Origin of the sequence: Krasilnikovia sp. M28-CT-15, assembly GCF_047159595.1 — a bacterium.
GTDB lineage: Bacteria > Actinomycetota > Actinomycetes > Mycobacteriales > Micromonosporaceae > Actinoplanes.
Window position 1 is genome coordinate 4,613,171 of the sequence record NZ_BAAGAK010000001.1, and the last position, 21,506, is coordinate 4,634,676.

The window sequence follows — 21,506 nt, forward strand, 5'->3', positions numbered from 1 at the left end:
ATCGGGCTGCGGCCTCCAGCTTGGTGAACGGGACTGTGGTGCACAACACGCCCAGTCGGGAGCGAGCATTCTGTGCAGAACCGCCGACACGATCGAGCAGCCATTGGGCAATCTGTACAGCAGCCGGTCAGACCGATGGCCGGTCGCCGTCGCCTTCGCCCGACCCGGGCCCGGCCGCTGGCGCGACGGGTTCGCCGTCGATCCACACCCGTGCCACGTCGTGCGGCGTGGCCAGCGTGAACACCCTCGCCAGGGCGTCGTCCGGTCCGTTCGCATGCCGCAGGCCGATGGCCAAGGGGGTGCCCGGTGCGGGCCGCACCCAGATCGCGTCGAAGCGGCGGCCCACGCCCAGGTCACCGACCTGGTCACGCAGGCCGAGGGCATCGGCCCCGGCCGCGGTGGCCAGGTGCAGCAGGTGGGCCGAGGCCAGCGGCACGCCGTCCTCGCCGCCCAGGCGCTGCAGGAGGTACGCCTGTAGCCCCTCCTTGAACAGCGAGAAGCCGGTGCCGGCTCCGACATCGCAGCCCAGCGCCACCGCGACCCCGTAGGACAGGTGACGGTTCAACGGGAACAGGCCGCTGCCCAGCGCCGCGTTGCTGGTCGGGCAGTGCGCCACGCTGGACCGGGCCTGGGCCAGCCGCTTGAGTTCCGCGTCGGCGGGATGCACATTGTGGGCGAAGACGCTACTGCGGCCCACCAGCCCGTGCCGGTCGTAGCAGTCGAGATAGCTGCCGTCGCCGAACAGCTGCCGGACCGTACTGATCTCGGCGAGGTTCTCGTTGAGGTGCGAGGTGAACCAGCTGCCGGGCACGTCGCGGTGCAGTTGCCCGCAGGATTCGAGCAGCTCGTCGGTGCAGGACAGCGCGAAACGCGGGGTCACCACGTACCGGCTGCGTCCCTTGCCGTGCCAGCGGTCCGCGAGTGCCCGCCCTTCGTCGTAGCCGCGCTGCGGGGTCGTGTGCAGTTCCGGGCGCAGCATCCGGTCGGATGCCAGCAGCCCGCTGGTGATGCGCAGGCCGTGCCGGGCGGCCGCGGTGAACAGCTCGTCCACCGCCGGGGCGAAATGCGAGCCGAAGACCAGCGCCGTGGTGGTGCCCGCGGCCAGCAGCGAGGTGACGAACTCGGCCGCGACCGCGCGGGCGTACATCACGTCGGCGAGCCGGGCCTCCTCCGGCAACGCGCACCGGTCCAGCCATTCCAGCAGCGGCATGCCGAGCGCGCCGATGATGCGTACCTGCGGGAAGTGCACGTGCGTGTCGACCAGGCCGGGCAGCAGCAGGCCGTCGCCGAGTGCGACCACTTCCGCTGCCGGGTGCCGGGAGCGCAGCTGCGGGAAGGGCCCCCGCTCGACGATCCGCCCGCGGTCGACGAGGATCCCGGCGTCGGCGTCGTGGCGCAGGACGCCCCCGTGGAACGGGTCGTCGGGGGTGTCCATGACCTGTGCGCGGTACAGGATCATCCGTCGGCGTCCGCGGGCGCGGCGAGCGGGGCGGTGCCGCGCTCGGTGGCGGGTGGGTCGGCGGCGGTATCCGGACACGCCTCGCGTTCGATGGTGCGCAGCAGGTCCGCGGCGACGCTGACGGCGATCGTGGCGGGTTCCTTGCCGCGGATGCCGGGGATGCCGATCGGCGTGGTGATCCGTGCGACCGTCGCGGCGTCGTGGCTGTGCGCGGCGAGCCGGGTGCGGAACCGGGCCCACTTGGCGGCCGAGCCGATGAGGCCGATCGAACCGAAGTCACCGCCGCGTAGCACCGCGTCGCACAGCGCGAAGTCCTCGGCGTGATCATGCGTCATGATCAGGACGTGGGTGCCGGCGGGCAGCTCCCCGAGCACGATCTCGGGCAGCACGGCCAGCCGGTGCACGTGGACGCGGGCGACCGCGTCGGCGAGTACCGCCAGCCGCTCGTCGGCGAGCTGCTCCGGGCGGGTGTCGACCAGATGCAGGTCGAGATCGTGCCGGGCCAGGATGCGGGCCAGTTCCAGGCCCACGTGGCCGACTCCGAACACGGCCACCGCGGGCGTCACCGGCAGCGGTTCCAGCAGGACGGTGACGGTCCCGCCGCAGCATTGCACGCCGAATTGCAACGGCGCCTTGTCCGAGAGCGTGACGGTGAACAGCTCGGGCGCGACCGTGCCCGCGGCCAGCAGCGCACGGGCCTTGTCGGTCGCGATCGCCTCGAGGTTGCCACCGCCGATCGACCCCCACGTACGGGCGGCGCCGACCACGAGTTTCGCGCCGGCCGTGCGGGGCGCGTGCCCGCGCACCGTCACGACGGTGACCAGCACACCGGGCTCGCGATCCGCGCGCAGGCGCGCCACCGCGGCGACCCATCCGCCCTCAGCCATGGTGCACCGCCTCGCCGACCCGCTCGGACTCCGGACGCAGGGGATGCGCCTGCGCGCCGGGCTGCGGCGGGGCGAGGTTCGCCTCGGCCACGGCGCCATGTCCATCGCCGGTGCGGGCCCGCTCGACCGCCCAGAACACCGCCTCCGGCGTGGCCGGTGAGGCGAGGTGGACGCTGATACCGGCGGGCCCGAACGCCGCCACGGCCTCGCGCAGCGCCTCGCGGACGCAGAAGGCCAGCATGAGTGGCGGCTCACCGACCGCCTTGGAGCCGTACACGACCCCGTCCTCGGTGGCGTCGGTCAGCAGCGTGACGTTGAAGACCTCCGGCAGTTCGGAGAAGCTGGGCAGCTTGTACGTGCTGGCCCCCTGCGTACTCAATCGCCCGCGCGCCGCGCCCTCGGTGTCCCAGCGCAGGTCTTCCAGCGTGAGCCAGCCCGCGCCTTGCACGAAGCCGCCCTCGATCTGACCGATGTCGATCAGCGGGGACAGGCTGTCCCCGACGTCGTGCACGATGTCCACCCGGCGGATCCGGTGTGCCCCGGTGAACCCGTCCACCTCGACCTCGGCGGCCGCCGCCCCGTACGCGAAGTACTTGAACGGCGAGCCTCGCATCACCGACGAGTCCCAGTGCAGCCCCTCGGTGCGGTAGAAGCCCGCGGCGAACAGCTGTACCCGCTGGAAGTAGGCCGTACGGACCAGCTCGTCCCACGCGACGCCGTCGGGCGCACCGGCGCGCCGGGCGACGCCGTCGACGATGCGTATGTCGGCGTCGTCGCCGCCCAGCATGGCGGCGGCCACCGTAGCGAGCCGGTCGCGGATCTGCTCGCAGGCGTTCTTCACGGCCCCGCCGTTGAGGTCCGCGCCGGAACTGGCCGCCGTGGCCGAGGTGTTGGGCACCTTGTCGGTCCGGGTCGGCGCCAGCCGCACCCGCTCCAGCGGCACACCCAGCGTGGTGGCGGCCACCTGCAGCATCTTGGTGTGCAGGCCCTGGCCCATCTCCGTGCCGCCGTGGTTGACCAGGACGGAACCGTCCCGGTAGACGTGCACGAGCGCCCCGGCCTGGTTGAACGCGGTGAAGTTGAAGGAGATGCCGAACTTGACCGGGGTGAGCGCCAGGCCGCGCTTGGTGTGCGGGTGCCCGGCGTTGAACGCGGCGATCCGCTGCCGCCGCTCGGCGACCGCGCCGCCGTCGAGGACCTCCTGCCACAGCCGGTGCAGCCGCTGCGCGTGGCGCACCGGCTGCCCGTACGGTGTGCTCTGGCCCTCCTGGTAGAAGTTGCGTTCCCGCAGCTCGCCGGCGTCGATGCCGAGCAGCGGCGCGCACCGGCCGAGGATGTCCTCGATGACCAGCATTCCCTGCGGGCCGCCGAAGCCGCGGAACGCCGTGCTGGACGTCTTGTGGGTCCGGGCGATGCGTCCGGTCAGCCGCACGTTCGGCAGCCAGTACGCGTTGTCCACATGGCACAGCGCGCGGGCCAGCACCGGCTCGGACAGGTCCAGGCTCCAGCCACCGTCGGCGGTCAGCGTCGCGTCCAGCGCCTGCAGCCGCCCGTCGGCGTCGAAGCCGACCCGCCAGTCGACATGGAAGCCGTGCCGCTTGCCGGTCATCGTGAGGTCCTGGGTACGGGTGAGACGGACCAGCACCGGGCGGCCGGTCAGTGTCGCGCCGAGCGCGGCGACCGCGGCGAACCCGTGCGGCTGCATCTCCTTGCCACCGAAGCCGCCGCCCATGCGCAGGCACTGCACGGTCACCTCGTGGCTGGGACAGCCCAGCACGTGCGCGACGATCTCCTGGGTCTCCGAGGGATGCTGGGTGCTGCACTGCACGAAGATCTGCCCGGCCTCGTCGACCTGCGCGAGGGCGCACTGGGTCTCCAGGTAGAAGTGCTCCTGCCCGGCGAACTCCAGCACGCCGCTGAACACGTGCGCGGCGGCGCCCAGCCCGGCTTCGACGTCGCCGCGGACGACCTGGGGGGTGGCGCCCTGGAAGCTGTCCGCGGCGATCGCCTCGGCGAGGGTGATGGACGACGGCAGTGGCTCGGCGTCGACCTCGACGGCCGCCGCGCCGAGCCGGGCCGCCTCAGGCGTCTCGGCGAGCACCCAGCAGACGGCGTGCCCGAAGAACATCACCTCGCTGGGGAAGAGCGGCTCGTCGTGCTTGACCCCGCCGTCGTTGATCCCGGGCACGTCCGCGGCGGTGAGCACCCGGACCACGCCGGGCACGGCCATTGCGGGCGCGACGCGCAGCGCGGTGATCCGGGCGTGGGCGTGCGGCACCTGCACCGGGTGGGCGTACAGCACGTCCTTGGTGCGACCGGCGAGATCCTCGGTGTACAGCGCGGCGCCAGTGACGTGCAGCGTGGCGCTCTCGTGCGGGATCGCGACGCCGACCGCGGCACTCTCCGGCCGCTCGGACAGCCCGCTCATGCCGTCGCTCATGCCAGGACCTCCGGCGGGTTGTCGGCGTACAGCTTCCGCAGGCTCTGTTCCAGCATGGCGGCCCGGTACGCGGCGCTGGCGCGATGGTCGTCCAGGGGGGTGCCTTCGCCGCGCAGCACCCGCGCGGCGGCCTCGGCCGTCGCCGCCGACCACGGCTCGCCCACCAACGCCGCCTCGGTGGCGCGGGCGCGGATCGGCGTGGCCGCGACGCCGCCGAGCCCGATCCGTGCCCGGACCACCGTGCCGTCGACGACATCCAGAGCGAAGGCGGCGGCCACGCTGGAGATGTCGTCGAACCGGCGCTTTGCGATCTTGTGGAACGCGGCCAGGGCAGCGAGCGGCAGCGGGAGGCGTACCGCGCGGATCAGCTCGCCGGGGCGCCGGACGCTGCGCCGGTACCCGGTGTAGTAGTCGGCCAGCGGCACCTGTCGTTCACCGTCGGCGCCGGCCAGCACCACGGTGGCGTCCAGGGCGAGCAGCACCGGTGCACAGTCGCCGATGGGCGACCCGGTGCCCAGGTTGCCGCCGATGGTGGCGCCGTTGCGGATCAGCCGGGACGCGAACTGCGGAAGCAGCTGGGCGAGCAGCGGCACCCGGCCGGCCACCCGGCGTTCGATCTCGGTGAGCGTCAGCGCGGCGCCGATCTCGATGTGGTCGGGGCTGACAGTGAGCCCGCGCAGCTCCGGCAGGCGGTCGATCGCGACGGCCAGCTCGGCGCGCGCGCCGCGCAGGTTGACCTCGACCCCCCAGTCCGTGGCCCCCGCGACGACGGTCGCCGCGGGGTGGTCCCGCAGCAGCGCGAGCGCGTCGGCCAACGTGGCGGGGCGTACGAACTCGCGGTCACCGTGCCGCACCCGCGTCGGCCGGGGCGGCGGCGCGGGCGCGTCCCGGCGGCGGGCCAACGGGTCACCGTCGGCCGCGGCGCCGAGCGCGTACGCGGCGTCACGGATCGGCCGGTACCCGGTGCACCGGCACAGATTGCCGCTGAGCGCGTGCAGGTCGAAGCCGTTCGGCCCGTGGTCGGCGTCCGGCGGGCCCGCCTCCCGGCCCGGGCGGTAGAACTCGGCGGCCATGCTGCAGACGAAGCCGGGCGTGCAGTACCCGCACTGGGAACCGCCGCGCACGGCCATCTCCTGCTGCACCGGGTGCAGGCGGTCCGGGTCGCCGAGCCCTTCGACCGTGACGACCTCCTGACCGTCGAGCCCGGCGGCGGGCAGCAGACAGGCGTTGACCGCCACCCATTCGGTCGGCGTGTCCACCCCGGGGCGGGCCACGAGCACCGAGCAGGCGCCGCACTCCCCCTCGCCGCAGCCTTCCTTGCAGCCGGTGAGCCCCTGCCCGCGCAGCCATTCCAGCGCGGTCGTGTGCACGGCGACATCACCGAGCGGACGGTCCCGCCCGTTGACGCAGATCTTGGCATCGGCCATGTCCAGCTCCTGTCCGCCGGGTTCTGCCCAGGCCCCGCTGGGCCTGGCACATGGTTGGCGGATGACGCTGGGGGCGGTTGGTTATCCATGCGAACAACACGCCCTCGCCGTGGCCCACTCTAGCCCTGCGCATCCGCGCCGGGAAGCTCATCCGATCGGCCGAGGCAGGGCTCGGGTGCCGCCGCGACCGCCGACTACCGTAAGTGACCACCCTCCGGGCGCGCCGCGGGCCTTCGCGCTCACACGAGTCACCACGCACGACCTTGTGCACCTATGGTGGGGACAGGCGAGCGAAGGGACCGGTTCGTGTTCTTCGATCTGGGCGTACGCGATTTTCTGGACCGCGCCGAACTGGTGTACGCCGACCGCGTCGCCATCGTCGACGAACCTGACCAGCCGGCTCCCTCGTGGGGGTCCCTGACCTATTCGGACGTGGCCCGGCTGGCCCGGGCCGAGGCCGCCGGCCTGGACGCGCTGGGCGTGCCGAGAGGCGGCCGGGTCGCGATCGTGTCCCACAACGCCGCCCGCCTGCTCGTGTCGTTCTTCGGCGTCTCCGGCTGGGGCCGCATCCTGGTGCCGGTCAACTTCCGGTTGTCGGCTCCCGAGGTCAGATACATCGTGGAGCACTCCGGCGCCGAGGTCCTGCTCATCGATCCCGAACTGCGGCACCTGTGCGACACGGTCACCGCGAAGCACGTCTTCATGCTGGGCGACGACGACGAGATCTTCGGCAGCACGGCCGACCCGGCCCCGTGGGCGGGCGACGAGTCGTTCACCGCCACGCTGAACTACACCTCCGGCACCACCGCCCGCCCCAAGGGCGTCCAGCTGACCCACCGCAACCTGTGGCTCAACGCCGTCACGTTCGGCCTGCACACCACGCTGTCCGACCACGACGTGCTCCTGCACACCCTGCCGATGTTCCACGCCAACGGCTGGGGCATGCCGTACGCACTGACCGGCCTCGGCGGCCGCCACATCGTGCTGCGCAAGGTCGACGGCGCCGAGATCCTGCGGCGCATCGAGCGGCACGGCGTCACCATCCTGTGCGCCGCGCCCGCGGTCGTCACCGCGGTCCTGGACGCCGCGGCGACGTGGAACGGGGAGATCCCCGGCCGGGAGCGGGTCCGCATCGTGGTGGCCGGTGCCCCGCCGCCCACCCGGACCATCGAGCGGATCCGGGCGGAGCTGGGCTGGGAGTTCATCCAGATCTACGGCCTGACGGAGACCTCACCGCTGCTGACCCTCAACCGCATGCGCGCCGAGTGGACCGGCCTTGATCCGCACGAGCAGGCCCGCCTCCTCGGCCGGGCCGGTGCGCCCGCGCTCGGCACCCGGCTCAGCATCGACGCCGACGGCCAGGTGCTGGCCCAGTCCAACACCAACCTCGAGGGCTACTGGGACAACCCCGAGGAGACCGCCCGGGCGCAGGCCGGAAACTGGTTCCACACCGGCGATGGCGGCACGCTCACCGACGGGTACCTGACGATCTCCGACCGGAAGAAGGACGTCATCATCACCGGCGGTGAGAACGTGTCCTCGATCGAGGTCGAGGACGCGTTGATCTCCCACCCGTCGGTCCGGGAGGCCGCCGTGATCGGTATCCCCGACGACACGTGGGGCGAGCTGGTCACCGCGCTGGTGGTCACGGACGGCAGCCCGCTCACCGCGCAGGACATCATCACCCACTGCCGGGATCACCTCGCCGGCTTCAAATGCCCCAAGCGGGTGGAGTTCCTCGACGCGCTGCCCCGGACCGCGACGGGCAAGGTCCAGAAATTCAAGCTGCGCGAACCGTACTGGGGCGACCGGGCACGCAAGGTCAACTGACCGGCGGCGGGACTGCGGTTTGAGGCTCACCTGCCACACCGGTAACACCTTTCCCGACCTCCGTCCGGAGCGCCCTTTCGTGTATCACCGTGGGCGGTGACCACTCTTTTCCTGGTGTTGCGGGCGGACGCTGTACCACAGCGCCTTCCCACGGCAAGCAGACGTCGAATTGGTTACCCCAATCCGGAGGATGTTCATGACGATCGACCATACGACGACGAACGTCATGCTGGTCGACCACCACACGTTGTTCCGCGACGGCGTGCGCAGCATTCTGCAGGCGAACCAGAACATTCGGGTGGTCGCCGAGGCCGCCAATGGTACGACGGCCGTCGAGGTCGCGCCCAGAGCCAGGCCTGACGTCATTCTCCTCGATGTGGATACCGGGGGAACGCACGTCACAACCGTCGTGCGGCGGGTGCGGGAAACCGTTCCCCACTGCCACGTCATCGTCCTGACGATGCACGACGACGCGCAGCTGTTGAGCGAATTGCTCGGCCTGGGCATCCGCGGATACCTGCTCAAGACCGTCGGCTGGAAGGACCTGGTCGCCGCGGTGAGTAGTGTGGTCACCGATCCCGACCGGGTCGTGCTGTCGGTGTCGCCGAGCACGGTGGCACGCGCGCACACGCCGCAGGTCAATCCGCTGTCCTCCCGCGAGTCGGAGATTCTCCAGCTGACCTCGCACGCGATGAGCAACGCTCAGATAGCGAACCGGCTGTCGCTGACCGAGGCGACGGTCAAGCGCCACCTGCACAACGTGTTCCGCAAGCTGAACGCCGTGTCGCGCCTGGACGCGGTCAACAAGGCCCGGGCAGCGGGGCTGTTGAGTTCGGCTCCGGCGATCGCCGCGTAGCGGGGCACACCCCCGCCGAGCACTGCCTGCCACCTGTTGCGACTGTCGCGACGCCACTCGTCGCAGCGCTGAATTGCGCCCTCACCCGACGAATTATCGGTGACGCGAACCACATTCCGCCTTATCGGAAATGCCTTGCGTCTTTCGAGCGGTAAATGCACGCCCCAGCGAGGACGAACAGTAATGCACAAGCCACCTACACCGTTCGATCCGGAAAGCCTCTCCATGGTGGCGAAACCATTTCCGGGCCCCGTTCTCGCCGTTAGTGTTTGTTTTCGACAACCGGTCGACTACCGAAAGGATCGGTGATGGACGTGCCACAACACGGCACATTTCAACTGGCTTCCCTGGACGACCGTCTGGGGCCGGCCTCCGGTCGCTTCTTCGGCAGCGGTTACCGCCGGGCCGAACATCTCGTGAGCTGGGACGGCATCGGCGCCGGCGGCCAGACGCGGGCGACCGCCTCGGTGCGGTACCCGACGGACTGGTCGCGCAAGGGCGGCTCCGAGCTGCGTCCGCATCTGAGCACGGTCGACGTGCTGCTGCTGGGCGCCGAGGCCGCGCAGATGCGGCTGCTGCGCGACGGCCTGGACGCCGACTCGGCCTGGCTGCGCCGGGTGGAGATCCAGGCGGGTCCGCGGGCGGTGGAGGACGACCTGGCCGGGTTCGAGGTCTCCGCCGACGCGCCGACGGTCACCGGCGCGGAGATCCAGGTGCCGGTGCAGGTCGCGAACATGCGGCTGCGGTTGCACTTCACCGTACTGGCGCAGCCGTCGCCGACGCTCTGGCAGGACTTCCGGGAGCACCGCCAGCACGTACGGGACATCCACGTGGACCGCCACGCCCTGGCTGCCACGGCGACCGCCGGCCTCGAACGGGACCGGCACGTGACGATGATCGACGCGTTCGTGGTCGCGTTGCAGCTGGGCCAGATCCTGCTCTACGAGCTGGACGCCGTGGACCGCAGGACCACCAACACGCTGTGGATGCGTACCACGGTCCTCGAGGCGGCCGCACCGGCACCGGTCCTCACCGGCCCGGTGACCACCAGCGCGTCGCTCGAGGACGCGAGGGTCGTCGCGATGCGGGGCGGCTCCTGGCGGACCGCGACCATCAGCGGCGAATTCTTCGGCGTGCACACCAGCTGCGCCGTCACCCACGAACTTCCGGCAGAAAGAGGAACCGAATGAGACTCGGAGTGTCCGGCACGTACTCGTCCGGCAAGACGCTGACCGCGATGGCGCTGTCCGCGTACACCGGTGTCCCACGGACCCGAGCCAAGACCATGCGGGAGATCCTTCCCGACGCCGCCCCGGGCAAGAAGCTCGAGGAGTGTACGGCGGCGGAACTGCTGCAGATGATCGTCGTGCGGCACTCCGAACGCGCCGTGCACGAGAGCAGCCTGTGGGACGGCTTCATCTCGGACGGCTCGTCACTCCAGGAATGGATCTACGGCTCGGTGCGGGTCACCGTGGGCATCAACCCGAACGACTCCGTGCATCTGTCCGACGTGGAATCGGTCGAGCGCACCGACGAGATCCGGTTCTTCGAGGACGTCATGGATCAGCTGGGCAGGGCCATGAAACGCCACGTGAAGCACAACTTCCAGGCGTTCGTGCACCTGCGCAACGAGCTGCCGCTGGCGGAGGACGGGCACCGGCCGGTCAACGAGCGGTTCCGGACGATGTCCGACGAGTTCCTGCTCGAGACGCTGACCGAGCTGGGCATCCCGTTCTACGAGATCGGGGGCGACCTGCCCGACCGGCTGCGGGCGATCGTGGACCTGTTCGACCTGCCAGTCGTGTGTTCCGTCGAGGAGGCGATCGCGATCGCCGAGGCCGAGTACGCGGCGCTGGACATCCGGGACGAGGTGGACCGTGCGTCCGAACCTGTCGGCTGAACCCCGGGCCGCCGTGCTGGCGGGGCTCGGCGGCTACGTGCCACCGACCGTGGTGACCAACGAGATGCTGGCGCAGCGGCTGAACACCACGGACGAGTGGATCTCCAGCCGGACCGGGATCCGCGAACGGCACGTGGCCGCACCCGGCCAGGCGACCAGCGACCTGGCCGTGGAGGCGGGCACCCGGGCGCTGAAGTCGGCGGCCGGCAACGGCACGCCGCCCGAGGCGGACCTCGTCGTGGTCGCGACCACCACGCCCGACCATCCGCTGCCCGGGACCGCCCCGGCCGTGGCCGCCCGGCTCGGGCTCGGCAACGCTGCCGCGTTCGACATCGCGGCGGTGTGTTCCGGCTTCGTGTACGCGCTGGCCACCGCGTCCGCGGCGATCACCGCCGGGCTGGCCCGGCAGGCACTGGTGATCGGGGCCGAGACGTTCAGCACGATCCTCGACCCGAATGACCGGACCACCGTGCCGATCTTCGGGGACGGGGCGGGCGCCGTACTGCTGCGCGCCGGCAGGCCGGACGAGGCGGGTGCGCTCGGCCGGTTCGACCTGGGCAGCGACGGAGACCTGGCCGAACTGATCATCGTGCCGGCCGGTGGGTCGCGGCAGCGCTCGACCGGGCAGCCCGCACCGGTCGAGGACACCTATTTCGCCATGCAGGGCCGGGCGGTCTTCGTCCACGCGGTCAACCGGATGGCCCAGTCCGCGCGCACCGTGCTCGATGCGACCGGCTGGACCGGGCCAGAGGTCGACTGGCTGGTCGGCCACCAGGCCAACGCCCGCATCCTGCGGGCGGTCGCCGACCAGCTGGAGGTGCCCACGGACCGGGCGGTGATGAACCTCGACCGCGTCGGCAACACCTCCGCCGCGTCCATCCCACTCGCCATGGCCGACGCCGCCGAGCGGTTCACGCCCGGCGACCGGCTCCTGCTCACCGCCTTCGGCGGCGGCCTCACCTGGGGCTCCGCCACTCTCACCTGGCCCAACCTGGAAATCTGAAGGAGATTTACGTGAACAACCCTGTCATGCGCCACATCGTCGAGATCCTCAACGACAAGTTCTACGTGCCCCACGCCGATCTCGCACCCACGGCCCGGTTCGAGGACCTCAACGTCGACTCGCTCGTCCTCGCCGAGCTGGCCGTCATCCTGCAGCAGAGGCTCGGTGTGCCGGTGGACGAATCAGACCTGCCGGCCGAGATGACGATCGCCGACGCGGCCGAGAATCTGAGTGCCAAGGGCGTCGCGGCGTGAGTGGTGCGGCGTTCTTCGACGTCGACGACACGCTGATCACCGAGAAGAGCATCTTCCGGTTCCTCGCCTTCGCCCTGCGGACGCATCCCGACGGTGTGGCGGAGTACCGCAGGTCGGTGGGCATGCTCCGGGCGATGCGCGTCGGCGGGGTGCCGCGCGAGACGGTCAATCGGGCGTACTACCGGCTGTGGCGGGGGCGGTCGGTGGCGTCGGTTGCGGCGGCCGGTGAGGCGTGGTTCGCGGAGGAGCTGAGGGGCGGCCGGTTGTTCCACCCACCGGCGCTGGAGGCGTTACGCGCGCACGCCGCGCGGGGACAGCGGATCGTCCTGGTCTCCGGTTCGTTTCCGGCCTGCCTGGATCCGATCGCGCGGCACGTCCGCGCGGACCTGGTGCTGTGTTCCCGCCCGGCGAGCGCCGACGGCGTGTACACCGGCGACGTTACTCCGATGATCGGCCCGGCCAAGGCCACCGCGGTGCTGACCACCGCGCAGCGAGACGGCATCGACCTGACGGTCTCGTCGGCATACGGCGACCACGCCTCGGACCTGCCCGTGCTGCGGCTGGTCGGCGATCCGGTGGTGGTGGGCGACGACCCGGTATTGATGGACAGCGCCCGCCAGTTCGGCTGGCGGGCGCTGCCCGCGGCGGTGCCCGCGGGTACAGAGAGGGCGGCATGAAGAAGAACGTTCTGATCGTGGGAGCCGGGCCGGTCGGCATGGTGCTCGCGTGCGAACTCCTGCAGCAGGGTGTGTCGGTGCGGCTGATCGAACGCAACGCCGCGCCGCCCCAGGACGACCCGCACTCGCGGGCCATCCTGCTGGTGCCCCGCGCGCTCGAGCAGCTGCGCCGGATCGGGGTGAGCGAACAGCTCGTGGCGGCGGGGCACAAGGTGCCGCGGATCGGCTACCACTCCCGGGGACGGCTGCGCGGCACGGCCGCGTTCGACCGGTTGCCGGACACCCCGTACCCGTTCCTGCTGGCCCTTCCGCAGAAGCAGACCGAACGGGTCCTGCGGCAACGCCTCGCCGGGCTCGGCGGCGTCATCGAACGGGGCACCGCGATGGAGTCCCTGGACGCCGCCGACGGCCCGCCCACGGTGGTGCTCCGGCACGCCGACGGGCGATCCGAAACCGTCCGGCCGGACTGGCTCGTCGGCGCCGACGGCGCCGCGAGCACCACGCGCAAGCTGCTCGGTCAACGCCTGGACGGCGACGACACCGATGTCACGTACGTGATCGCGGACGCGCCGCTGAGCGGGCCGCTTCCCGACGGCGCCCACTACTGCTACTCGGCGAACGGACTCGTCGCGATCATTCCGATGCGCGACGGCCTGTACCGGATCGCGGGCAACGTGCCGCACCGGACGGACGACTCCGCGCCGCCGTGGCAGCAGATACTGCAGGATCTGGTCGATCAGCGGGTCGGGCTGCCGCTGAAGGTGGGGCCGCCCACCTACGCCCGCCTGGTACGCCCGCGCTGCGGGCGCGCGCAGCAGTTCCGCGTCGGCCAGGTCTTCCTGATCGGGGACGCGGCACATGTCATCACACCCGCCGGTGGCCAGGGAATGAACCTCGGCATTCAGGACGCGGTCAATCTCGGCTGGAGGCTCGGCGGCGTGGCGACCGGCCGCCTGGACGAATCGGTCCTGGACGGCTACCACCGAGAACGCAGTCTCGCGGTGGCCCGGATGTCGGCGAACACCGCCCGGCTGGTGGCGCTCTCCCTGCAACGGGACCGGGCGCGGGCGGCCGTGCGCGACCTCACCTTCCGGGTCCTGGACCGGCTCGGGCTGGTGCAGCGGTCACTGACCCCGCTGCTGAGCCAGCTCGACGGGGACTACGCGCCCGGCGACGGGACACCGGCGCGGTGGCGGCGCCGGCCGTTGCATGTGGGACAGCGCGTGCCGCTGTTCGCACCGGCGGACGCTGACCGGCCCACGAGCCTCGACCGGTGCGTACCGACGGTCGTGCTGTGGCCGGGCCGGCGGCCGCCGCGGGACTGGGGGGCCGTCTCCGATGACATGCGCCGCCGCGTCGCGGGTCGCAGCCGCGTGCTCGACCTGGCCGACCTGTCCCCCGCCGAACGCGCGCGGTTGCGGCCGGTGTTCGGCCGCAGGCCGGTGGCCGCCGTCGTGCGTCCGGACGGTCACGTCGCGCACCTGTCCGGGCCGGACGATCCGGCGTCGGTGCTGCGCCACCTGGATGCGGTGCTCACGACGGATGCACCCGAGCCCGCCGGAGCAACGTGGCAGTGGATCGGCGACCCGGCAGCGGCCGGGCCCGCACCGGTACGTGCCGCCTGACACCGGAGCAGCCCTCACCCGGCCGGCCGTGAACCGCCCGTATCACCTCGGCGGTTCACGGCCGGCCCGCCCGGTTTCCGGTATGGGTGGCCTGCCGGTGGCCGGACCGCTACGCCCGGAGCGTGCGGACGATCCGCGGGGCGTCGACATCCCGGTTGTCGATCAGCATGGCCGCGCGCTGCTGCGGCGAGCACGCCCGGAAATACCGGCGCTGTCCCTCGACGTAGCGATTCATGCTCTCGTGCTCGGGATCCGGGTGGGAGCCGTCGCGTGCCGCCATCCGCCGGGCGGTCTCGCTGAACGGCACGTCCAGGAACACCGACAGGTCCCAGGCTCCGACGAGCTCGTCGCGGTGCAGGAACAGCCCGTCGACCACCAGGATCGTGCCGGGCGGCGCGGTACGTAACGGCGGGTCCAGCACGGTGTCGGTCGCGAGGTCGTAGGCGACGGGCCGGTATCGGCGGGAGCCGCCGGGCCCGAACGGGTCCAGCACGTCGCGCGCGAACCGCTCGTAGTTGTACGAGTCCTCCCAGAAACCCTGCGGCGAGGAGCGCCCCTGCCGATATCGGACCGCGCGGGTGTTGAGGAAGTCGTCCAGGGAGACCCGGACCACCACTGGGCGGCCGAGCGCCGTCACCGCCGCCGCGAGATGGTCGGCGAACGTGCTCTTGCCGGATCCGTCGGCGCCGTCGACGGCGACCCGGACACAGCCATCGCCCTCGGGCTCGGGCACGCGCCGCGCGACCTGCTCGATGACCACACGCCGGTGCGCGGACATATTCACCCGCCAAGTCTCCCAAACCACGACGGCACGCTTTTCGCCGTGGTTGCCAGCGCGACTCCCCATTGCGCGGCGAAGATGATCTACTGCTGGGGGTCGGTCGTCACTGGCCCGCGACGGTATTCCCTGTACCGGGCCGCTGAAATGCCTCCAGTCCCTTATGCGCAGGACCAATGACCTGAAATAGACAAGCGCCCCGACCGGGCCCTTCTTGTCCGCTCGCGTGGCAGGGAGCGGACAGCCCACACCGGGTGAACAGCCACCGACGAACAGTGCCGCATGCGTTCTCCGAGACGTTCGGGGTGACGTCCGCGCCGGGTGGCAACCGCACCGCGTCCAGCAACGCGGTCCAGGACGTGCGGCCGATCTCCAGTGCGGCGATGAACGAGTGGTCAGACGCCGAGCCGCGCCCAGCTGCCGACGCAGCGCGACGTAACCGGGGCCGAGATGTCGGTTTGGAACGAGTGAGCAGAGTGGCGATCATGGGGGCATGACGAAGACGGCTGCGGTGTCGGCGAACGGACGGCACTTCTGGGCATACGACGTAAGCATCTCTTTCTTGGCCTACGAGATCCTTGTAGTGGGACGCGAGCAGGCACCCGGCCAATGGTTCGACGGGCTGGCCGATCCACTCACGGCCGTGGCCATCGTCGGGGGCAGCGTCGGCCTGGACTTGGCACCGGTGGTCGAGGCAGACGCGGTGGAGTCGTTCGCGGCGATCGCAGATGAGGCCGGCGCACGGTTGCGGGCTCTGGGGTCGGTGACCGAGGCAGACGCGGAGGCCCGGCGCATTGCGGGCCATCCAGTGATCTGGCGCAGCATCGACAATGCTGCCATGCCGAGCGCCCCGATCGCCGACTTGGCAGAAGCGATGGTTGAGCTGGTACGCGGACAGCTACCGAAGCCGCCACCCGGAGCATGGTGGTACCTCGGCCTGCCGGGCGGGCCGCGCACAATCAAGATGAATGGCCCGTCCAGCGGATGATCCTCGCCTTGTCGCGACATCAGTGCGGTGCATCCGGATCTGCCGCTGACAACGCGCGGGGCGGTCCGGCCTCCAGCCGGGTGGGGGAGCATCCTCAGCTACGTGGCGTAGTCAGGGTGTCGACGGTGGCGCAGACCTGGATGATGAGCCAGAGTCCCCGGTTGTCGTGCGGACCTGCGCCGGGCGCCGTTGCGGGCAGGCGGTGCCCGGCGGGCGGTTGTTCGGCCAGCAGCAGGTCGGTGGCCGCGTCGGCGAACCCGGCACGACCTGCAGTTCCTCCACCCGGGAACTGACCGGATTACTGGCGTAGCGGACCTGCTGAGCCGGCAGCGAGCTCATCACGAGCTCTCAGGCCGCGGCCCGCGCAGGAGCCGTGCAGGTCGCGCCGGAGTCTCCCGGCGTGGCCTCCGCGGGCGGCTCCGCGCCGACATATCCGCGGATCGCAGTGATCCTGCCGTGTTCCACGCGCAGCTCCCACACGACGGACTGAGTGTGCCCCGTCGCCGCGGTCGCCCGGATCAGAACCAGACCGCCGTGCGTCAGAACATCGTGGACGGGCAGGTGGCCGATCGCGGCGCGCAGCCGGGCAAGCCCTGCTTCGCCGGTGACGGAACCGGCCCCCGCAGCGCCCGGCACCTCGACGGTGGCGTCCGCGGCCAGGTGCGTGCCCGCGGCGGCCCAGTCGCCCCGGTCCACCGCCGCCAGGAACGCGAGCGCCACCGTACGTGGCGCCGGGGCGGTCGGATCGACGCCGAACTCGGTCAGCGTCCCCCGGGCCGCCGCCGCCGCGTTGAGTGCTCTGGGGATGCCGGCGTACACGCTGACCTGGGTCAGCGCCTCCATGATCTCGGGTGCCGTCGCGCCGGCCCGCAGCGCCCCGCCGACGTGGAAGGCCACTTGCGCGTCGCAGCCGCCCAGGGTCGCGAGCATGCAGACGGTGAGCAGTTCCCGGGTCCGCAGGTCGAGTCCCGGACGGCTCATCACCGAGCCGAAAGCCATGGCGACCTGCTCACCGAGCGCGGGCGCCACATCGGCGAACGTCTCCCACGGCGGGCTCGCACCGGCCGGCGAGATGCCGGCGAGGGTCCGCGCGCCGCGGTCGAACACGTCGGTGACGGTGTGGTCTGCGGTCATGTCACTCCTTCCGCCGGGGTGCCGGCGTTCGGTCGGGTCGTCTCGTGCCGGGAACAGGCGGACCTCCGGCCGGGAACAGAATTCGGCACCCGGCCAGAGGTCCTCACCTGGTCAGAACTCGCGGGCCGCCGCGCCTGCCCGCTCCAGCGCCGCCTCGAAGTCGCGGTCTGGCGTGGCGGTCAGCACGGACGGCGACAGCCGCAGCTCGGTGACGTCGGTGATGCCGACGAACCGGAGCCAGTCGTTGAAGAAGGTGGCGTGGAAGTCGTTGCCGAAGGCCGGTGGCACACCAGGGGCGTACACGCCGCTGGTGTAGACGACCACGGCGCGCTTGCCCGCCAGAAGTCCGACGTATCCGGTCGCCGGGTCGAATCCGAACGCCCAGCCGGGCTGTGTGACGATGTCGATCCACTGCTTCAGCACGTACGGCACGCCCGCGTTCCACATGGGCACGTTGAAGACGTACTCGTCGGCCTCGGCGAAACGGTCGAAGACGGCCCGGGCCTGGTCCCAGGCGTCAGCCTGGGGGCCGGTCGGGGTCTGCCCCGAGAAGGCCGCGATCTTGGCCCCCGCGGCGGCCGTGCCGAACTCCGGCAGCGGATCCTCGAACAGATGCAGCGAGTCGACCTTCAGCTCCGGCCGCTTCGCCTTGTATTCGTCCAGGAAGGCGTCCGCGATGGCCAGCGACTGGCTGACCTGTCCGCGCGGCGAGGCGTTGACATGCAACAGCTGGGTCATGTGTTCGTGTCCCCCTGAGTGACCTGGTGTCCGGATCGCCCGACGGTGGGCGAGTGCCGCCGACCGGTGTCTCGCGGCATCTCCTAGCAGCAAATCCGGCCACGGTTGCAGCCGCAACGGATCGTCACCAAGGTGCAGGGCCGGGGTGTCGAAAGGTGTAGGGCGTGGCGACGCGGGATCTACGGCGTCAGCACGATCTTCCCCTTCGTGCCCCCGTCGAGCAGTGCATGCGCCTCGGGCGCGGCGCCCAGGGGGAACACGTGGCTGACGTGCGGACGCACCGCGCCCCGGTCGATCAGCTCGGTGAGCCGCTCCAGGCCATGGTGGTCCGGCTCGACGGAGATGCCCTCGAAGCGGACCCCGGCCTCGGTAGCCGATTTGATCATCTGCTCGTCCCCCCGGCCCACGAGGCTGAGCAGCAGACCGCCCGGGCGGAGCACGGTCAGCGACCGCTCGCTGACCGCCCCGCCGAGCGGGTCGAGGACCAGATCCACGCCGTCGACGACGGTGGTGAAGTCGACGGCCTGGTAGTCGATCACCTCATCGGCACCCAGCCCGCGCACGAAGTCGTGCTTGCCGGCGCTGGCCGTGCCGATGACGTACGCGCCGAGCGCCTTGGCGATGCCCACGGCGAGGTGTCCCACCCCGCCGCCCGCGCCGTGAATCAGCACCCGCGAGCCGGCCTGGACCTGTGCCACGTCGACCAGGCCCTGCCAGGCGGTGAGCCCGGCCAGCGGCACACCTGCGGCGTGGACGTGATCGATCGTGCGCGGCTTGAGCGCCAGCTGCCGGGAGGGCGCGGCGACGTACTCGGCGTATGCGTTGGCGGCGCGGGGGAAGAACGGCATTCCGTAAACCTCGTCGCCGACCTTGAAGCGGTGCACGCCGGGAACCACCTCGACGACCACGCCGGAGAGGTCCCAGCCGAGGATGAAGGGCGGGCTGCCGAGCAGCGGGAAGAGCCCGGCCCGGATGACCCCGTCGACCGGATTGACCCCCGCCGCCCGGACTTCGACGAGCACCTCGGTCGGCAGCGGACTCGGTGTCTGCACGTCGGTCAGCTCCAGTACCTCGGGAGAGCCGAACGTCTGCTGAGTGATGGCACGCATGGTTCCGATGGTCGCGGGCGTCGAGGTTTTTGTCCAGAACACACCCTTTAGTTACGTACGTCGTGACACTCTCGTTCCGTCGGCGCAGGTCGGCTCTACCACCCTCGGACGCAGTCGGAGCACTGTGGACAGAGCTGTATACAGTGGGCGAACCGCACGCGCATCAACGAGAGGGGACGTGGATGTCCGAGCCATTGTCACGCCGTACGCTGCTGCGCGTCGCCGCGGGCGGCGCGATGGCCGTGACCGTCGGGGCCGGGCCGGGCACCACCGCCGCCCGTGCCGCCACGGCGGTTCCGGCACCGGTGCGCGAGCTGGAAGAGAAGATCCGCGAGGCCATGGCGAGGTACGCCGTCCCCGGCGTCGCACTGGGCCTGTACCACCGGGGCACCGAATACGTACGTGGCTTCGGCGTGACGAGCGTCGACGACCCTCAGCCGGTGGACGGTGACACCGTCTTCCGGGTCGCCTCCACCACCAAGACCTTCACCGGCACCGCGGTGATGCGGCTGGTCGAACGGGGCCGGCTTCACCTGGACCGCACCGTGCGCAGCTATCTGCCGGACTTCCGCACCGCGGATGCGGCCGCCTCGGCGCGGGTCACCGTGCGGCAGTTGCTGAACCACAGCGCCGGATGGCTCGGCGACTACTTCCTCGACCCGGGCACCGACGATCAGGCGCTGGCCCGGTACGTCGCCGAGATGTCGCGCCTGCCGCAGCTCACCGCGCCGGGCAGCGTGTTCGCGTACAACAACGCGGCGCTCGGTGTCGCCGGCCGCCTCGTCGAGGTGGCCACGGGAGTCAGTTACGAACAGGCGGTCCGGCACCTGATCCTGGAGCCGCTTCGGCTGTCCGGCAGCGGCTTCGCCCTCGCCGAGATTCCGGGCGCCCGGCTGGCCGTACCCCACTACATCGGCCCGGACGGTGCGCCGGTGGCCGAACCGGCGATGTTCGACATGCCGCGCAGCATCCACCCGGCCGGCGGGCTGATCTCCAACGCCCGGGACCAGCTGTGCTGGGCCCGCTTCCACCTCGGTAGCGGCCGGCCGCTGCTGAGCCGCCGCGCGCTGCACCTGATGCAGACGCGTCCCGGACCGGGCGGCACCCTCTTCGTCGAGCTCGACGGCATGGGGGTGAGCTGGATGATCCGTCCCACGGCCGAGGGACCGAAGGTGATCCAGCACGGTGGCGACTGGGCCGGCCAGCACTCCGGCTTCCTCATGGTCCCGCACCGCGACTTCGCCATGACCGTGCTGACCAACTCCGAAGGCGGCCCCGCGCTGACCGCCGAACTGTTCGCGGACGACTGGGCCCTCAGCCGCTTCGCCGGCGTGCACAACCTCCCGGCGGTGACACGAGCCCTCAGCGCCTCCGAACTCGCCGCCTACGAGGGCCACTACGCCTGCGAACAGATCGGTTTCCAGGGCGAGACCGCCACCCTGGAGCTGGACCTGGTCGCGGACGCCGGGCAGCTCAGCGTGCGCGTGGGTGGCGCGGAGGGGCTGCGGCTGGCGTTCTACCGCGACGACTACGTCCGCGTCCTGGAACCGGGTGGCGCCGACACGCACGTCCGCGCCAATTTCGTCCGCGACGACGCCACGGTCGCCTGGCTGCGCTACGGCGGCCGGCTGTTCCGGCGCGACCCGGCGGGCAGGCTGAACGCCCTGCGCACGCCGCCCGCGACCCGGATCCCGGTGCCGATGACGCTGCCGCACCCGTAGCCCGGGCCGCACGGTCGTCCAGCGCAGCTGCGCCCGGACGTGGCCGGGCGCCGCCGGGCCCCGATATCGGGGCGGGACAGCTGGTCAGTCCGGATGGGGCCGGTCGCCGTGTGGGCCGAACAGGTGCAGGATCTCCGCGGGAGAGTCGGCGGCCGGGCCGAACCAGTGCGGCTCGGCCGTGTCGAAGTCGGCGGTGTCGCCCGGATGCAGGAGCAGGGCGCGGTCGCCCAGCAACAGGCGCACGTCCCCGGACAGGACGTAGAACCAGGCGTGTCCGGGGTGCGTCACCTGCCGCGGCGGGCCGGGGCTGGGGCCGAGGATCTGCTTGAAGACCTGGAGGCGGCCGGGATACGTGCTCAGCGGGACCACCACGCTGGGATTCCCGGTCCGTGGCTCCGTGCGGTGCGGCGTCAGGTGGGCGCGGGGGTCTCCGGTGGGTGGGGCGCCGATCAGGTGATCCAGGGCCATGCGGTGCGTACGGGCCAGCGGGATCAGCAGGTCCAGCGTGGGTCGGCGCTTGCCGGACTCCAGGCGGGACAGGGTGCTGACCGACAGGCCGGTGGTGGTGGCCAGGTCGTCCAGGGTGAGACCACGGTCCTGGCGGATGCGGCGCAGGCGGGGGCCGATGCCGTCGAGCAGCTGCGCCAGCGCGGGGTCCATGGGAGCCAGTTTGCAGCCTT

General features: G+C 71.4%; 19 protein-coding genes. 10 read left to right on the forward strand and 9 right to left on the reverse strand.

Translation table 11 applies throughout. The annotated features are described in order from the left end of the window. Window positions 1-127: 127 nt before the first annotated feature. The 4 genes from ACMCNO_RS21005 to ACMCNO_RS21020 are packed head-to-tail and all read right to left on the reverse strand — an operon-like array spanning window position 128 to window position 6,213. Window positions 128-1,459 (reverse strand): guanine deaminase, encoded by a 1,332-nt coding sequence (locus ACMCNO_RS21005; protein ID WP_412751162.1) that lies wholly within the window; start codon window positions 1,457-1,459, stop codon window positions 128-130. Continuing rightward, a complete protein-coding gene (gene xdhC, locus ACMCNO_RS21010; protein WP_412751163.1) occupies window positions 1,456-2,346 on the reverse strand; it encodes a xanthine dehydrogenase accessory protein XdhC in 891 nt (296 codons plus the stop codon). Before xdhC ends, ACMCNO_RS21005 begins: the two co-directional genes overlap by 4 nt. Next, the gene (gene xdhB, locus ACMCNO_RS21015; RefSeq protein ID WP_412751164.1) at window positions 2,339-4,786 is read right to left on the reverse strand and encodes a xanthine dehydrogenase molybdopterin binding subunit; all 2,448 of its coding nucleotides are present in this window, start codon (window positions 4,784-4,786) and stop codon (window positions 2,339-2,341) included. Before xdhB ends, xdhC begins: the two co-directional genes overlap by 8 nt. Continuing rightward, complete coding sequence (locus ACMCNO_RS21020; RefSeq protein WP_412751165.1) at window positions 4,783-6,213, reverse strand: xanthine dehydrogenase small subunit; 1,431 nt, start codon at window positions 6,211-6,213, stop codon at window positions 4,783-4,785. Before ACMCNO_RS21020 ends, xdhB begins: the two co-directional genes overlap by 4 nt. A gap of 306 nt (window positions 6,214-6,519) precedes the next feature. On the opposite strand from ACMCNO_RS21020, the gene ACMCNO_RS21025 reads away from it, so the two are divergent. From ACMCNO_RS21025 to ACMCNO_RS21060, 8 genes are all read left to right on the forward strand, one after another. Further along, a complete protein-coding gene (locus tag ACMCNO_RS21025) occupies window positions 6,520-8,043 on the forward strand; it encodes an AMP-binding protein (protein ID WP_412751166.1) in 1,524 nt (507 codons plus the stop codon). A 190-nt stretch (window positions 8,044-8,233) separates the two neighbouring features. Continuing rightward, window positions 8,234-8,899, forward strand: a complete 666-nt coding sequence (locus tag ACMCNO_RS21030; protein WP_412751167.1) for a response regulator — start codon at window positions 8,234-8,236, stop codon at window positions 8,897-8,899. A 308-nt stretch (window positions 8,900-9,207) separates the two neighbouring features. Next, window positions 9,208-10,089 (forward strand): AvrD family protein, encoded by an 882-nt coding sequence (locus ACMCNO_RS21035; RefSeq protein ID WP_412751168.1) that lies wholly within the window; start codon window positions 9,208-9,210, stop codon window positions 10,087-10,089. After that, complete coding sequence (locus tag ACMCNO_RS21040) at window positions 10,086-10,799, forward strand: AAA family ATPase (protein ID WP_412751169.1); 714 nt, start codon at window positions 10,086-10,088, stop codon at window positions 10,797-10,799. Before ACMCNO_RS21035 ends, ACMCNO_RS21040 begins: the two co-directional genes overlap by 4 nt. Beyond that, window positions 10,777-11,802: a beta-ketoacyl-ACP synthase III gene (locus ACMCNO_RS21045; RefSeq protein ID WP_412751170.1), complete on the forward strand. Its 1,026-nt coding sequence runs from the start codon at window positions 10,777-10,779 to the stop codon at window positions 11,800-11,802. The genes ACMCNO_RS21040 and ACMCNO_RS21045 overlap by 23 nt, the downstream gene beginning before the upstream one ends. An 11-nt stretch (window positions 11,803-11,813) precedes the next feature. Next, the gene (locus ACMCNO_RS21050) at window positions 11,814-12,056 is read left to right on the forward strand and encodes an acyl carrier protein (protein ID WP_412751171.1); all 243 of its coding nucleotides are present in this window, start codon (window positions 11,814-11,816) and stop codon (window positions 12,054-12,056) included. Continuing rightward, window positions 12,053-12,733 (forward strand): HAD family hydrolase, encoded by a 681-nt coding sequence (locus ACMCNO_RS21055; protein ID WP_412751172.1) that lies wholly within the window; start codon window positions 12,053-12,055, stop codon window positions 12,731-12,733. The genes ACMCNO_RS21050 and ACMCNO_RS21055 overlap by 4 nt, the downstream gene beginning before the upstream one ends. Next, a complete protein-coding gene (locus ACMCNO_RS21060; RefSeq protein WP_412753765.1) occupies window positions 12,682-14,358 on the forward strand; it encodes an FAD-dependent monooxygenase in 1,677 nt (558 codons plus the stop codon). Before ACMCNO_RS21055 ends, ACMCNO_RS21060 begins: the two co-directional genes overlap by 52 nt. Window positions 14,359-14,467: 109 nt before the next feature. On the opposite strand, the gene ACMCNO_RS21065 is transcribed toward ACMCNO_RS21060, so the two are convergent. Then, window positions 14,468-15,136: a uridine kinase gene (locus ACMCNO_RS21065; protein ID WP_412753766.1), complete on the reverse strand. Its 669-nt coding sequence runs from the start codon at window positions 15,134-15,136 to the stop codon at window positions 14,468-14,470. A gap of 493 nt (window positions 15,137-15,629) precedes the next feature. Here ACMCNO_RS21065 and ACMCNO_RS21070 point away from each other — a divergent pair, with 493 nt between their 5' ends. Continuing rightward, the gene (locus ACMCNO_RS21070; protein WP_412751173.1) at window positions 15,630-16,124 is read left to right on the forward strand and encodes a hypothetical protein; all 495 of its coding nucleotides are present in this window, start codon (window positions 15,630-15,632) and stop codon (window positions 16,122-16,124) included. Window positions 16,125-16,472: 348 nt separating this feature from the next. Here the strand turns inward: ACMCNO_RS21070 and ACMCNO_RS21075 are convergent, their stop codons facing one another. From ACMCNO_RS21075 to ACMCNO_RS21085, 3 genes are all read right to left on the reverse strand, one after another. Next, on the reverse strand, window positions 16,473-17,258 hold the full coding sequence (locus tag ACMCNO_RS21075; RefSeq protein WP_412751174.1) for a carboxymuconolactone decarboxylase family protein: 786 nt from the start codon (window positions 17,256-17,258) through the stop codon (window positions 16,473-16,475). A 111-nt stretch (window positions 17,259-17,369) separates the two neighbouring features. Continuing rightward, a complete protein-coding gene (locus ACMCNO_RS21080) occupies window positions 17,370-17,996 on the reverse strand; it encodes an FMN-dependent NADH-azoreductase (RefSeq protein ID WP_412751175.1) in 627 nt (208 codons plus the stop codon). 179 nt (window positions 17,997-18,175) lie between these two features. Continuing rightward, window positions 18,176-19,105 carry an NADP-dependent oxidoreductase gene (locus ACMCNO_RS21085; protein ID WP_412751176.1) on the reverse strand — a complete coding sequence of 310 codons (930 nt, stop codon included), beginning with the start codon at window positions 19,103-19,105 and terminating at the stop codon, window positions 18,176-18,178. 182 nt (window positions 19,106-19,287) lie between these two features. Between ACMCNO_RS21085 and ACMCNO_RS21090 the strand changes: the two genes are divergently transcribed. Next, window positions 19,288-20,826, forward strand: coding sequence for a serine hydrolase domain-containing protein (locus ACMCNO_RS21090; protein WP_412751177.1), 1,539 nt, complete (start codon window positions 19,288-19,290; stop codon window positions 20,824-20,826). 84 nt (window positions 20,827-20,910) lie between these two features. Here the strand turns inward: ACMCNO_RS21090 and ACMCNO_RS21095 are convergent, their stop codons facing one another. Next, window positions 20,911-21,486, reverse strand: a complete 576-nt coding sequence (locus ACMCNO_RS21095) for a helix-turn-helix domain-containing protein (RefSeq protein WP_412751178.1) — start codon at window positions 21,484-21,486, stop codon at window positions 20,911-20,913. Window positions 21,487-21,506 lie beyond the last annotated feature (20 nt).